The following is a 13,121-nucleotide window of genomic DNA, read 5'->3' on the forward strand; positions in this document are numbered from 1 at the left end:
TGTAATAATACTATATTCTAAAAGTTTTTGCCAATTTTAGCTTTGGCGGATAACTGCAAAACCCCACCACGTTAACTTTTGGTCAATGTGGTGGGGTTATTTGTGCCGATTTATTTCGCTTCTACACGATATCTTTCAAGCCGTAAAAGCGTTTTTGATGTTCCTTTAATTCTTTTTTCACGTCGTGCAATTCTGCCTCAAGTTTGGCTATATCTTGGCGCATCGTAACACTTGATTTTGAATATTCCGAGCGCTCGTTATTGAGTTCGCTCATGCTGTTTTGAATGGCTGCGTAGCGTTGTTGCTCTTGGTGTAAAATCGCGCAATCCATTGCAAGAAATTCTGCAACGAGCTGATTTTCCGTTTGATCTACCTCTTTTTCAAGGGCACGAATTTCGTTTTTTAAGGAATTTTTATCAAAGGCCGAAGTTAACGTATTCCAAAAGCCCGATTGCTTAGAATTGCTCATTATTTGGACTTCTATTGATGCAATTTGCTCCTTTTTACTCGCCGAAATTTCTAATAAACTTGTGTAAAGCGCCGATTGCTCATTAGGCTGAATGCTATATATCATTTGCTTAAACGAGCGGTGTAGATGCTCCATTTCTTCAATTAAATTGGCAATATTTTTAGAAATTTCACTCGATTTTTTCTCTAATGCTCGAGCATTTTTTTCGTTAAATGCAATTTCTTTTAATAATCGGTGCTGCAGTGTATTCAGTTCAATTTGTTTCTCGCGTTGATGTTGCCAGCGTGAAATAAACGCCTGAAGATTTTGCTGCTCCACTTCCTCATGACCAACCCCAACAATTAATGGCAAGGTCATCTGTAATAAGACAACCGGCACTAATTTTTTACGTAAATGTTTATTTTGACGGGTTAATAACCAGCCACCACCACCAAGTGCAAGTGGAATCAGAACAAATGGATTGATGATTAAGGATAAAAGGGTTGTTGCAAATGTATACACGCCAAACGGAAGTGTCACACCAACGATAGCCATCGACGTTGCAATCGCAGTCGTTAATGTTGTATACGCAGCAAAACCAGCGACCTCAACGATGATAGATAGAACGATAACGGAACCTTGTGTCACCATTATTTGTCGGACTGTGTCATTTGTTAACTCATCAATTTGCAGTTTTTCTTTCAGTTGTGCCTGTTTTTCAGCAGGTAAATCCATTAAAAATTGATGGATTTTCTCAGTGAAATCATTACGTTCTTTATCATTGAACTCTTTGAACTTCCCATCAAATGTTGAAAATACCTTTTGCATTTGATAATGAATCATGAATTGAAGTGCTGATTTATCATCGGCACTATGTACAAATTCCTTATATTCTTTCTCATCTTTAAGCATTTCCTCATGGGCACTTTGAATAATATCTGCACATTTTTGTTCAATTTCAACTGCTGTATCATAATGGGTGCCTTTTAGTTCATAGATTTCAGTGAGCTTTAAAAATAAATCAATTTGTAGTGCTTCATCTGAAATATGTGCGAGCTTTTCGATTTCTTTTTCGAGTGAAGCATTAAAATGATCGACATCCTTATTGAATAAATCTTTTGTTTTTGCGCTAATAAGGCTGACGATGTTTGTTTTAAAGAGCAGTGAATAAATCATCCGTAACTCTTGTCCTTTTAAATGGACTAAAGAAGATGTCAGTAGTTTACCATCCATGTGTGCATTCCCCCTCTATGTAACTCTATTGTATGATGAAATGAGCTGACAAGCATTATGAAATTTAAAAAATTTAATTTTCAGAAAACTATTGACTTCTTTTCTGGAACACTATAAACTTGCTTTCAAGATAACAAAACAAGCCTTGATTGGAAATAGTAGAAATGCCGTATGCTTTTAGAGAGCCAGTGGGTGGTGTGAACTGGTACATACAATTTCGAACTCGTCCATGAGCTACAACCTGAACTTTAAGTAGGGAAGTCGGAAGCCACCGTTAAAGGGCAAGACAGTGTATGCTGTCGTTAAGGGGAACGGATTTCAGCAATGACCGTTCAATTTAGAGTGGTAACGCGAGCAAACCTCGTCTCTATTGGATTAAATAATCCTTTAGAGACGAGGTTTTTATATTTTTATTGCTTGTAAATGACATAAATAAATCAAAATGAACTGGAAAAGGGGTTTTGGAAATGAGTAGAAAAATTTGGGTGTTTGATACAACGTTACGTGATGGCGAGCAAGTGCCAGGGGCAAAACTAAATTTATATGAAAAAGTAGAAATCGCTCAACAACTCAAAAAGCTTGGTGTCGATATTATTGAAGCTGGTTTCCCTGCTTCTTCACAAGGTGATTTTGATGCGGTAAAAGCAGTGGCACAGAAGGTCGGTAATACATCGGACATCATGATTACCGCTTTAGCACGCGCGGTGAAGTCGGATATTGATTCGGTATATAACGCAGTCAAATATGCTGAAAATCCAATGATTCATATGGTACTAGGCACTTCAGATATTCACGTCGAAAAGAAATTTAGTAAATCCAAAGATCAAATTTTACAAATTGGTGTAGATGCTGTGAAATATGCGAAAACGCTACTACCACAAGTACAGTATTCAACGGAAGATGCATCTCGATCTGATTTTGAATACCTTTGGAAAACAATTGAAGCTGTCATGAAAGCTGGGGCAACAATGATTAACGTGCCTGACACAGTTGGTTATGCAGAGCCTGAGCAATGGGGCGAGCTAATTTACAAGCTGAATGACCGCATGAAAAACTTAGATGATTCGGTATTACTGTCGGTACACTGTCACAATGACTTAGGGATGGCAACAGCGAATACACTGGCTGCAATTAAAAATGGTGCGGACAAAGTGGAATGTACAATTAACGGTATCGGCGAACGTGCAGGTAATGCGGCTTTAGAAGAAGTTGTGATGGCGCTGAAAACACGTGGGGATATTTACGATGTCTTTACGGATATTAATACGAAGGAAATTATGAATACATCGCGCCTAGTATCAAGCTTTATGGGGCTAGATGTGCAGGTTAATAAAGCAATCACAGGAGATAATGCGTTTGCCCATTCTTCTGGTATTCACCAAGATGGACTTTTAAAATCACGTGATGCGTATGAAATTGTGCATCCAGAAGATGTCGGTCTAGATGATATGGAACTTGTGCTAACGGCGCGTTCTGGTCGACATGCAGTGAAAAATGCATTATCGAAGCTTGGCTTTAAAGATTTTGCAGATGAAGAATTTGAAGGCATTTTTGAAGGCTTCTTAAAACTGGCCGACTCGAAAAAAGAAGTGTACAACCACGATTTATACGTCATCGTGGAAAATTATTATGAAAAAGCAGAGAAAAACAATCCAAATAAGGAAAGCTATTCGGATCAATTTTTCGATCTAGAGGATTTACAAATCATTTCGAATGCAACGTTCCCATCTGCAAGTGTGAAAATCCGTCGCGGGGAGGAAATTCTTAAATCAAGCGCGGTCGGTTCAGGTCCAATTGATGCATTATATTCTGCCATTGCGGACATTACAGGCATTGAAGTGAAGCTGATTGAATATAATATTAGCTCGGTTTCTCGTGGTCAAGAAGCACTTGGTAAAGTAAAAATCATCGTCGAGCATGAGGGCGAAAGGTATATTGCAAAAGCAGCGGATACGGATATTTTAAAAGCGTCTGCACTCGCATATATTAATGTCATCAACAGCATTGTCGTTGCGCAAATACAGCCACAACGAGTTGAAGTGAAGGCAACAGTTTAGCCTATTGTATAGGGTGTGTGAAAGACCATATTAATTCCCATGTTATTTATAAAAATGCAATAACTAATGTGAATGCTCCTCATGGCTACGTGCTGTGAGAAGCATTTTTTTAGGTTAATAAAATTTGCTAAGGAAGTAAAGAGGGGATAGAGCAAAGTAACTCACAATATGAGTGCTATAGAAAGGCGACTCCTCCTTCTGTACAATAAAAATGTTAAGAAATCTAAATTTGAGGTGGTATCATGTCTATAAAAGGTCTAAATCATTTGTTGTTTTCGGTATCAGATTTAGAAGAATCCATTCAGTTTTATGAAAATGTATTTGATGCAAATTTGCTAGTTAAAGGTAGAAGCACAGCTTACTTTGATTTAAATGGTATGTGGCTTGCGCTAAATGAAGAAAAGGATATACCTCGCAATGAAATCAGCCAATCCTACACACATGTTGCGTTTTCTATAGAAGAAGCTGATTTTGATCAAAAGTATGAGAAGCTACTGGGGTTGGGTGTCAATATTCTATCAGGTCGCCCTCGAGATGAAATGGATAAAAAATCGATTTACTTTACCGATCCAGATGGTCATAAGTTTGAATTTCATACGGGAACGTTACAAGTTAGGTTGGATTATTATAAACAGCAAAAAACGCATATGGAATTTTACGATTGAAACTTTTACAAATAATGAATTCAAAAAACAAAAGGATTTGAGCACATCCACTCAAATCCTTTTTCTAATAAATAATCGTCAATGTTTGTCCAGCTTCAACAAAATTGGAGTTTAGTTGATTCCATTGTTTAAGTGAAGTGACAGTAACATCATTCGCTTCCGCAATTAACGGCAGTGAATCGCCATCTTCTACTTGAATTGTTTTTTTACTTTGTACCGGTTTGTCATATTGAGCTAAATCGTACTGTGCAATCAACGCATTCAGTTTTTCATTATATTTGGAATCCGTCGCGTAGGAGCCCGTTAAAAACTGGGTCGCAACTTTATAGGAAGCTGCATTGCTTTTGAAAACGCTCGTATAATAATGTTTATTCCAGGACACACCGTTACGAAGCAAGTTCACATAATCCTTTAAAGACTCTTCATAGGAAGCATACTTGCGGAACTCTGCCTGAATCGTTGTCATATTGCCCTCACCATCATCTTCTAACGTTTCAAGCAAAACGGAATCATTTTGATGCTGTCCTTTTATACCAAATAAATTATAGTTTGGGGATGCAGCAAGTCCACTTTGTCCGCTGTTGCTTTCAAGAATGGCTTGGGCAATCATAACGGATGCATATAAATCATGATCAGCACCAAGCTTGCGCGCTGTTTCGGCAATTTCGCCTATGAATTGTTCAACAGCTGGGCCTTCCTCGATATGTTGTGGAGTAGCTGTGTTCGTTGGTGTCGACAAAAAATGGATGAGTCCGAAAATCAAGAGCCCGAGGACGGTCCCTAAAAATAGGGTCGTTAGTATAATCTTTCGTAAAAATGACATGCAAATTACTGATGTTGAAAGCTTACAACATCTTCCTCCTTTCTATCGTAATCAAATTTAGTAATGAAAAGCTTTTAAGTGCTTGAGAAGAGTTTATCATTCTTTTAACGAAATTGGGTGTGAAATAGTTTCAGAGAATAAAATTTTACGATAAAACCGCACTCTTATATGAAGAACAATGGAAGAATTTGAATTGAAATGGTCATTGTTGTAACATTGTAATTTCAAAAGTTAAATTATTATTAAGTACAAACAAAATGCGGGGTGGACATATGTACGAGCCAAAAACAAAAGAAACTGATGAAAACGTTATTGAATTTATTGAAAAGGTAGAGAGTCCTAAAAAACGGGATGATGCGTATAAATTGCTCGAAATATTTAAAGAAGTAACCGACTTTGAAGCGAGAATGTGGGGGCCGAGTATTATTGGATTCGGTGCGTATCATTACGTATATAAAACTGGTCATGAAGGGGACGCACCACTTGTTGGTTTTTCACCACGGAAGGCGAAAATTAGCTTGTATTTTGCACCAGGTGATAGGGCACGTGAAGCGCTCCTTGAGAAATTCGGCAAACATACGACAGGAAAAGCGTGTGTCTACATTAATAAAGTAGATGATATTGATATAGACGTATTAAAAGAATTGATTCGTCAATCGATTTTGTTTTTACAAAGCCAGTATCCTGAAAAATAGGAGAGCGGGTGTACGAAATAATCTGTAGCATGCACACAATTCTCATGCAAATTATAAACTAGAGGATAAAGAAAACATGAATCTTTTTCAACATGGAAAGAGGTGTTTTTGTGTGCTAAGTGAGACAATTCGATCACTAGAAAATGGCTTTCAATTATTTGATTGGTATCACCTTAGCTGGCTGATGTTGACGGTGTTTGTTATTTACATCATGTCTAAAATATATCGTGGCGCGGATTTAGCAGGGCAAATAAAGATAAAAATCCGATGGGCGCTTGCCATTTTGTTATTGGAGAGCATCAAAAATGTGTTATTAATTGGGCAGGGAACATTTTCGTATGATTCATTGCCACTGCATCTTTGCGGTTTGGGTATTTTTATCGTATTGGCACATTCTTTGCTAAAAGGTCATCACATGGATATGCTGCTTTATTGTTTAACGATGCCAGGTGCATTTATGTCGCTTATAACACCGAATTGGACGGATGTTTCAGCGTTTAATTATTTGCATTTTCATAGCTTTTTCTTCCATCTTCTTTTATTTGCCTACCCTGTAACAATGCTGTTATCAAAAGAATTAAAGCTGTCGATAAGTAAAATATGGCAGCCCATTTTATTTTTATGTGTGACCGTTCCAATTATTTACGTCTTGAATGTATTGTGGGGGACGAATTTTATGTTTCTCAACAAAGCGGCGGAAGGAACACCATTGATGCTGCTTGAGCAATATTTTGGAGAGCAGTATTATATTTTAGGCTTCATTGGGCTCGTTCTTATTTTTTGGCTCTTCTTACTTTTGCCAATTGTACTTTTTAAAAATATCTTCTATCGCTCAAATGACGAGTTTCGATAGTTGATAGGACACCTAATATAAGGGAGAAATCATCGTTATTTTAAGTAAATGAAAAGTGGATGCGACAATTTTGTGGCATCCACTTCTTTTACGTTTTACCGATTATGTCCGTAATGCCCTTGGTTGGCAATTGCACCAATTGTACTGACCCAGCGATTTGTATAATTGAAGAAGCCTGCAACATACGCCGCTTCTAATACTTCATGGTCATTAAAACCAGCTGCTCGCAGTAATTCTACTTCCTTCGTTGAGATTTCATTTGGATAACGCGTCACACGATAGGCATAATCACATAAGGCACGCTGCTTTTGTGTTAATTCTGCTGAACGATAATTATATGTTAACTGATCGACCCAGCCTGGATTTTTCGTTAGCCCACGCAAAACATCGCTATGTGACGTTAAGCAGTAACTACAATTATTTGTGGATGATACAACAAGCCCAATCATCTCTTTATCCGCCGTTGATAAATAGCAGGTTTCGTCATTAAATAACGAATATTTAAAGTCTAAAAAGCCTTTGTACTGCGCAGCATTAAGCGGAAGTATTTTAAATAAGTTATTGATAAAGCCGTTTTGTTCTAGCTGCTTTTCGACATGTCCATCGAATAATTCCTGCAAGTCTTGTGGAATTTCTTCTTCGTTTGGCTTTTGTAAGTAAGAGAGCTGTTCATTATATTTACTCATTGTCTTCACCTCCTACAGGCGCAATCGCAAAGCAGCGCGCTGGAAAACCTGTTGCATTTTTAGCTTTCGGGAATGTTGCAAAAATAATCGCACCAACTGGAGGCACTTGATCTAAGTTGGCCATTACTTCGATTTGGAATTTATCTTGTTGCAATACATAATCCTCACCAGCAAAGCCGATTTCCTGCTGTAATAATGATGGATCTGTATCAAATGGCTCGTGTCCTACTGCACCAACATTACGCACTTCAAATAAGAATTTCAACGCATCCACTGACCAACCTGGATAACGTGAAATCCCGTTTTCATCTTTATTTAACATCGCGTCTTGATCTGGCCAACGCTTTGACCAATCTGAACGCATTGCGACAAAAGCACCTTCTGGAATTTGACCATACTCCGCTTCAAATGCTTCAACATCTTCAATCGTTAGGGCATAGTCATGATAATTTGCCACTTTTTCATGCACATCTATGACGGCTAACGGATATGCAAATTCATCCACACGAATTTCATCGACTAAGCGTGCATTTGGCACAAAATGTCCCGGTGCATCAACATGTGTACCGTATTGTCCTGGAAATGCATAATGATTTACCTTCATAGGTGCTTCTGGAAAATCAAATAATACGGTGTTTTTTAATGGTTCAAAGCCCGGCCAACGTGGTGTATCTTCACCAAAGCTTTGCGTTAAATCAATCCACTTGTATTTTGGTGACTGTAAATCTTTTAATTGATTCCATAAAGTTAAGTTTGTCGCAACTGTCATGAATAAATCCTCCTTAGAATGAGTTTTCTGAATTTACTATAAACTATAATTCATTCCAATTCAAACTATTTTAATAGGAATAATACGATAAATTTCGACATAATAAACTTTAAGAAAAGTATATACCTTTCCTCGAGTGTGTGATTACATTTGAAATGAACAACCAATTCAATTTGAAAAAATAACATTAGCAAGTGAGGATCAACAACATGAACATCACAAGAGAACAATTAGAAAAGAATCAAATTTGGCTATTTGCTATAGCTCTTCTAATTGGAGGAATAGTAGGAATTTCAAAAGAGAGTTTAGGTACTAGTTTAGAATGGATGATTGCTCCGCTTATTGCGATGCTCATGTATGGCATGTTTACCCAAATTCCATTTTTAAAATTACGTGAGGCCATTTCAAATGTACGATTTATCGGGGCATTATTAATCGGAAATTTTATAGCGGTTCCGATTATTGTATGGCTTTTAATTACGTTATTTCCGCTATCCCCACCTATTTTAATCGGTGTTTGTTTTGTTTTACTTACACCATGTATTGACTACGTAATCGTCTTTACGCAACTCGGCAAGGGCAACGAGAAATTAATTTTAGCTGCTACACCCATTTTATTTGTCGTACAAATGCTGTTACTTCCATTGTATTTATGGCTATTTATTGGGGAAGAAATGGCGGGGACTGTACATATAAAGCCTTTCTTAGAAGCGTTTTTACTGTTAATCGTTGCACCTTTAATTTTAGCTGTCATGACACAATTTTGGGCTAAAAAGAATGCATTAGGGGAGAAGGCATTAGATTTAACAGCGTGGTTGCCCGTTCCATTAATGGCAATTGTTTTAATGGTTGTGGTCGCGTCACAAATTGGAAAGGTATATAGTGATTTCAAGCTCATTTTACCTGCCATTCCGATATACATTTTGTTTTTAATCGTTACCCCGTTTGTTTCACGTTTTATTGCATATGCATTCCGTTTAGATACGGAAGCTGGGCGAGCATTAATGTTTAGCACAGGCACAAGAAATTCACTTGTCGTTCTTCCGTTAGCACTCTCTTTACCCGAGTCATGGGCAACATTAGCTGCGGCTGTAATCGTGACACAAACGATTGTAGAGCTAGTGGGAGAATTAATTTATATTAAAGTTATCCCTAAAATGATGTAAGAGTGTACAACGAAAAAACGAGGTGGATGGTGGTATTGGCCGCCAAAAGTTATATGAGAAAAGTGATTGAACCATTTATTAAGAATGAAATTGTAAAAGAAGTACAGGATGGGGATATGATTTATTTTTACGGAACTGCTGAAGAATTGCTTGCAGAGGTTTATTTGGAGGAGCACAAAATAAGTGAAATTACTTTTTATCACAAGGAACTGAACACAAAAGTAGTTTCACGGGAGCAATTACAAGCAATCATTAATCAAGTGCAGCAAGTTTTTCAAAAGGAAGATTATTTTCTATATCACATTTGGGACCTGGATGACTCTTATAATATAGAGTTAACCTTACAGGAGCCTCGTTTTCAGTTACCGATTCATTCAACTGGGATGAGGTTGGATATTACGAAGGTCGGACAGCTGGAGGAAATCCTCTTTTTACAAGATGAAGTCGAAATTACATATCCAGACAAAATCATTTCGAAAGAACAAGCCCGCCAGCTGTTAATCGAGCAACCGTTAATGAAAAAATGCATCCTGCCTGCGAATGATTGGCAATATGGCTATGCGCCAAATCATGAAGTTATGGGTGTTGAAGTGGATGGCAAAATGCGATTTACACGTGATCTCCCTGAAATGAAAGGTGCCGCTTTTAAAGAATTACCAACAGTAGAGCGGGCAACTTATTTACAAGCGTTTTTATTAGGGGGACGAGCTTGTTCAATTGAACAGTATGAACGTGGAGATGGCGAGAGGATTTGGGAAGTGGATGATGAGCTTTTCGAACAAAAAATTGAAGGGAATCCATTTGACCGCGCTTGTATCGTATTAAAAACGATTGTTGGTGACGAATACGCGAATTACTTTTTAGAATCAGTACCGAACCTTTATGCCACACTTGGTATGAAGGATTTGGAAGAAGACATTATTACGTATCGCTTTGTGTATGTAATTGACGACAGCTCATTCGATTTTTTAGCTGTATCTATTTCGGTCCATCAAGCAACGAATCAAATTTGCTCGGTCATGGTTCCGTATATTCCTTATGAAAAATTGAAACGTGCGACACAACCAAAAATTTCGTTAGAAGAAGCGAATGTGATTGCAAAGGGGTTAGTTGATGTAGAGTTGACGTTAGAGCGTGAAGGGTATGGTTCGAACCGCTATCAATTCATTTATTCAATTGATTATCCGACTTCTCCAACACAAGGACACATTCACAATATTGATGGTGAAACAGGGAAAGTCCATTTTGTGGAGACAGGGTTTTAAATTTTGCTGGAACGATTCGTATTTAAATATTGGTAACTATCGGCAATCATAAAATGCGCTACCTCATATGAATGGTGGCGCATTTTTCCGTACAAAAGTCTAATTTTCATTCCACAATTAGGATACTATAATGGAATGAAAGGAGAGTTTTAATTATGGAAATCAAACGCTTGACGTTGCAAACGGATAAATTACAAAGTATGAAGGAATTTTATACGAATGATTTAGGTTTTTCGCTTTGTGGTGAAAGTCCAACTAGTTTTCGAATTCAAGTAGGGAAAAGTGTATTAGAATTCACAAACAGCAATGTAGTAGGGAAACCTTATTATCATTTTGCACTGAATATTCCATCCAATCAATTTCAAGAAGCAAAAACTTGGTTGAAAAGAAAACAACCGCTTCTATTAGAAGATGGTGAAGACGAAGCGGATTTTCCGTTTTTTCCAGCACATTCTTGCTATTTTGAAGATCCAGCAGGCAATATTGTGGAATTGATTGCGCGTTATCATGTGAATCCAATGAGTGAATTGCCTTTTTCAATTGATAGCATTTTAAATATTAGTGAAATTGGGTTAATCGTAAAAGATGCGCCAGTAGTTGGTGAGCAATTAAAAAAGATCAATCTTATTAAAAGTGATAACGCACCAATTACTAACGCAACACTGAGTTTCATGCAAGATAGTAAAAATGGCGTCTTTATCATTTTAACGGGAACAGGTAGGAGATGGCTGTTTTCTAATAAGGTATCTAAAGTTTTCCCTATGAAAATAAACATGGATAATCATTATTGTTTAGGGATCGATGGAAATAATGGATTTTTTATGAAAATAAATACGGATTGAATCTATTCTGAATAGGTTGCACGAACTAGTATAGTATCATTTGTCACGCCGAAATAATCGCCATGTATCATGATATGGAAAAATGTGAGTGTCCAGACAGATTGACTTTAAATCTTCGGACAATTTATTAATTCACGTAGGCTATGGACGGGGCTTCACATTCTAATTGTCAGTGCAGTCGTTTTCATCCAATTGATAATTTTACAAACCTAATCCCCTTCCAACAAGCTAAGAGTTGGAAGGGGTTTGTTTTTTCTGGATTGTCATAGTTACTTGATTAATAGTTTGAAATACTTTTTAATAACGGAAATATCAGGAAAATGTTTTTTTTAATAACAATTGTATAACATCTCTTATTTCTTGCTATTTTTACCTCTATTTGCAAAAGATATTAAGTGGAGCAGAAGCGCAAGGGAAGGGGGCGAATGAGAGCTCACAAGCAATGAGTGAAATGACAATTGGTATTTAACAAGTAGCAGAAGCAACGTCCTCTGCATCAGAAGAACAATTGGCGTCAATGGAGGAGATTGCTACTTCCACATCTGCCTTATCTAAGATGGGCGAAGATTTACAGAACCATGTGAATAAATTTAAAGTATCATAGGGTGTTACTTCATGCTATAAGGAAGTGTAGCGCTGTATAGAATTCAAATCGCTTATTTTTAGCAAATAGAAAAAATACAACCTTAAGAATAAATAACTTAAGGTTGTATTTAATTAGGTTGTGTTTTTAAGATTAAAAGAATTTTCATTACCGAATTCGATGAATGGACCAAACGATCCCACCAGAGTTAGCCCCCCCTAAATTCAGTGTCAAAGTTAAGCCATTTGATTCGTAAAAGAGGTCAATTGTATCCCCAGCGGTTAATTCGACATCACCTGTTAGTGTAACCGTACCATTCCCTAATATCGCACGTAAAGTTAAAACAAGAATGATGTTCACGTTTAATAATGGAAATAAGCCGCTAATTAAATTGGACGTTCCATTTCTACGAATAGCGAACGAAGGGTTAATACTTGCCCCTAATGTAAGGCTAATCGCTACACTTGTAGAGTAGTTAATGGTCGCTTCTAAACAATACCTTCCAGTAGTCGGAACTGTGAATATTCCTGTCGCAGCATTGAATGTAGGTGATGTGTAAAAAGGAGATGCCACACTCCAGTTATTTATAGTAGTAGATGAACTAACGGATAAAGTTTGCTTGAAAGCCGAGAAACCTTCTATAAAAGCAGGTCCGGTAGCGCCAGTAGGTCCAGTGTTCCCAGTAAATCCGGTAGCGCCAGTAGGTCCAGTAGGTCCAGTGTTGCCGGTAAATCCGGTAGCCCCAGTAAGTCCAGTGTTGCCAGTAAATCCGGTAGCGCCAGTAGTTCCAGTGTTGCCAGTAAATCCGGTAGCGCCAGTAGGTCCAGTGATTCCAGTAAATCCGGTAGCGCCAGTAGGTCCAGTGATTCCAGTAAATCCGGTAGCGCCAGTAGTTCCAGTGTTCCCAGTAAATCCGGTAGCCCCAGTAGGTCCAGTGATTCCGGTAAATCCAGTAGCTCCAGTAGGTCCAGTGATTCCAGTATATCCGGTAGCCCCAGTAGTTCCAGTGATTCCAGTAAATCCGGTAGCCCCAGGT

The 13,121-nt window shown here is 37.7% G+C and carries 13 protein-coding genes, 1 pseudogene and 1 other annotated feature; of the genes and pseudogenes, 9 read left to right on the forward strand and 5 right to left on the reverse strand.

Translation table 11 applies throughout. The annotated features are described in order from the left end of the window. Positions 1-121 precede the first annotated feature (121 nt). On the reverse strand, positions 122-1,681 hold the full coding sequence (locus ACQKIH_RS06920) for a hypothetical protein (protein WP_427764413.1): 1,560 nt from the start codon (positions 1,679-1,681) through the stop codon (positions 122-124). A gap of 136 nt (positions 1,682-1,817) precedes the next feature. Next, positions 1,818-2,053, forward strand: a binding site (T-box leader). Positions 2,054-2,148: 95 nt separating this feature from the next. On the opposite strand from ACQKIH_RS06920, the gene ACQKIH_RS06925 reads away from it, so the two are divergent. Together ACQKIH_RS06925 and fosM are read left to right on the forward strand one after the other, a co-directional pair. Next, positions 2,149-3,738, forward strand: a complete 1,590-nt coding sequence (locus ACQKIH_RS06925) for a 2-isopropylmalate synthase (RefSeq protein ID WP_427764415.1) — start codon at positions 2,149-2,151, stop codon at positions 3,736-3,738. A gap of 242 nt (positions 3,739-3,980) precedes the next feature. Then, entirely contained in the window at positions 3,981-4,403 is a 423-nt protein-coding gene (gene fosM, locus ACQKIH_RS06930; RefSeq protein ID WP_427764418.1) for a FosM family fosfomycin resistance protein, read from the forward strand. 64 nt (positions 4,404-4,467) lie between these two features. Here fosM and ACQKIH_RS06935 read toward each other — a convergent pair whose 3' ends face one another. Then, the gene (locus tag ACQKIH_RS06935; protein ID WP_427764421.1) at positions 4,468-5,142 is read right to left on the reverse strand and encodes a glucosaminidase domain-containing protein; all 675 of its coding nucleotides are present in this window, start codon (positions 5,140-5,142) and stop codon (positions 4,468-4,470) included. Between the two features lie 356 nt (positions 5,143-5,498). Here ACQKIH_RS06935 and ACQKIH_RS06940 point away from each other — a divergent pair, with 356 nt between their 5' ends. Both ACQKIH_RS06940 and ACQKIH_RS06945 read left to right on the forward strand, forming a co-directional pair. After that, positions 5,499-5,921, forward strand: coding sequence for a DUF1801 domain-containing protein (locus ACQKIH_RS06940; protein WP_427764423.1), 423 nt, complete (start codon positions 5,499-5,501; stop codon positions 5,919-5,921). A gap of 112 nt (positions 5,922-6,033) precedes the next feature. Continuing rightward, positions 6,034-6,774 (forward strand): YwaF family protein, encoded by a 741-nt coding sequence (locus tag ACQKIH_RS06945; RefSeq protein ID WP_427764426.1) that lies wholly within the window; start codon positions 6,034-6,036, stop codon positions 6,772-6,774. 95 nt (positions 6,775-6,869) lie between these two features. Here ACQKIH_RS06945 and ACQKIH_RS06950 read toward each other — a convergent pair whose 3' ends face one another. Both ACQKIH_RS06950 and ACQKIH_RS06955 read right to left on the reverse strand, forming a co-directional pair. Beyond that, positions 6,870-7,460, reverse strand: a complete 591-nt coding sequence (locus tag ACQKIH_RS06950) for a peroxidase-related enzyme (protein WP_427764428.1) — start codon at positions 7,458-7,460, stop codon at positions 6,870-6,872. Beyond that, positions 7,453-8,229 (reverse strand): cyclase family protein, encoded by a 777-nt coding sequence (locus ACQKIH_RS06955; protein WP_427764431.1) that lies wholly within the window; start codon positions 8,227-8,229, stop codon positions 7,453-7,455. The genes ACQKIH_RS06950 and ACQKIH_RS06955 overlap by 8 nt, the downstream gene beginning before the upstream one ends. A 209-nt stretch (positions 8,230-8,438) precedes the next feature. Here ACQKIH_RS06955 and ACQKIH_RS06960 point away from each other — a divergent pair, with 209 nt between their 5' ends. From ACQKIH_RS06960 to ACQKIH_RS06975, 4 genes and pseudogenes are all read left to right on the forward strand, one after another. Beyond that, a complete protein-coding gene (locus tag ACQKIH_RS06960) occupies positions 8,439-9,395 on the forward strand; it encodes an arsenic resistance protein (RefSeq protein ID WP_427764434.1) in 957 nt (318 codons plus the stop codon). A 35-nt stretch (positions 9,396-9,430) separates the two neighbouring features. Next, positions 9,431-10,660: a hypothetical protein gene (locus tag ACQKIH_RS06965; RefSeq protein ID WP_427764436.1), complete on the forward strand. Its 1,230-nt coding sequence runs from the start codon at positions 9,431-9,433 to the stop codon at positions 10,658-10,660. Between the two features lie 155 nt (positions 10,661-10,815). Further along, positions 10,816-11,502 (forward strand): VOC family protein, encoded by a 687-nt coding sequence (locus ACQKIH_RS06970; RefSeq protein WP_427764438.1) that lies wholly within the window; start codon positions 10,816-10,818, stop codon positions 11,500-11,502. 487 nt (positions 11,503-11,989) lie between these two features. After that, positions 11,990-12,106: pseudogene (locus tag ACQKIH_RS06975) on the forward strand (methyl-accepting chemotaxis protein); the annotation flags it as partial. A gap of 147 nt (positions 12,107-12,253) precedes the next feature. Here ACQKIH_RS06975 and ACQKIH_RS06980 read toward each other — a convergent pair. Beyond that, a complete protein-coding gene (locus tag ACQKIH_RS06980) occupies positions 12,254-12,658 on the reverse strand; it encodes a hypothetical protein (RefSeq protein WP_427764441.1) in 405 nt (134 codons plus the stop codon). Positions 12,659-12,704: 46 nt separating this feature from the next. Here ACQKIH_RS06980 and ACQKIH_RS06985 point away from each other — a divergent pair. Next, positions 12,705-13,121: hypothetical protein (locus ACQKIH_RS06985; RefSeq protein ID WP_427764444.1), on the forward strand; the 417-nt coding region annotated here is incomplete at its 3' end.

Origin of the sequence: Solibacillus cecembensis, from assembly GCF_050272495.1 — a bacterium.
Classification (GTDB): Bacteria; Bacillota; Bacilli; order Bacillales_A; family Planococcaceae; genus Solibacillus; species Solibacillus cecembensis.

Coding starts and splice junctions, on each gene's coding strand:
- ACQKIH_RS06950 (WP_427764428.1), bottom strand. CDS start 7,460: ATGAGTAAATATAATGAACAGCTCTCTTACTTACAAAAGCCAAACGAA.
- ACQKIH_RS06925 (WP_427764415.1), top strand. CDS start 2,149: ATGAGTAGAAAAATTTGGGTGTTTGATACAACGTTACGTGATGGCGAG.
- fosM (WP_427764418.1), top strand. CDS start 3,981: ATGTCTATAAAAGGTCTAAATCATTTGTTGTTTTCGGTATCAGATTTA.
- ACQKIH_RS06960 (WP_427764434.1), top strand. CDS start 8,439: ATGAACATCACAAGAGAACAATTAGAAAAGAATCAAATTTGGCTATTT.
- ACQKIH_RS06955 (WP_427764431.1), bottom strand. CDS start 8,229: ATGACAGTTGCGACAAACTTAACTTTATGGAATCAATTAAAAGATTTA.
- ACQKIH_RS06920 (WP_427764413.1), bottom strand. CDS start 1,681: ATGGATGGTAAACTACTGACATCTTCTTTAGTCCATTTAAAAGGACAA.
- ACQKIH_RS06970 (WP_427764438.1), top strand. CDS start 10,816: ATGGAAATCAAACGCTTGACGTTGCAAACGGATAAATTACAAAGTATG.
- ACQKIH_RS06940 (WP_427764423.1), top strand. CDS start 5,499: ATGTACGAGCCAAAAACAAAAGAAACTGATGAAAACGTTATTGAATTT.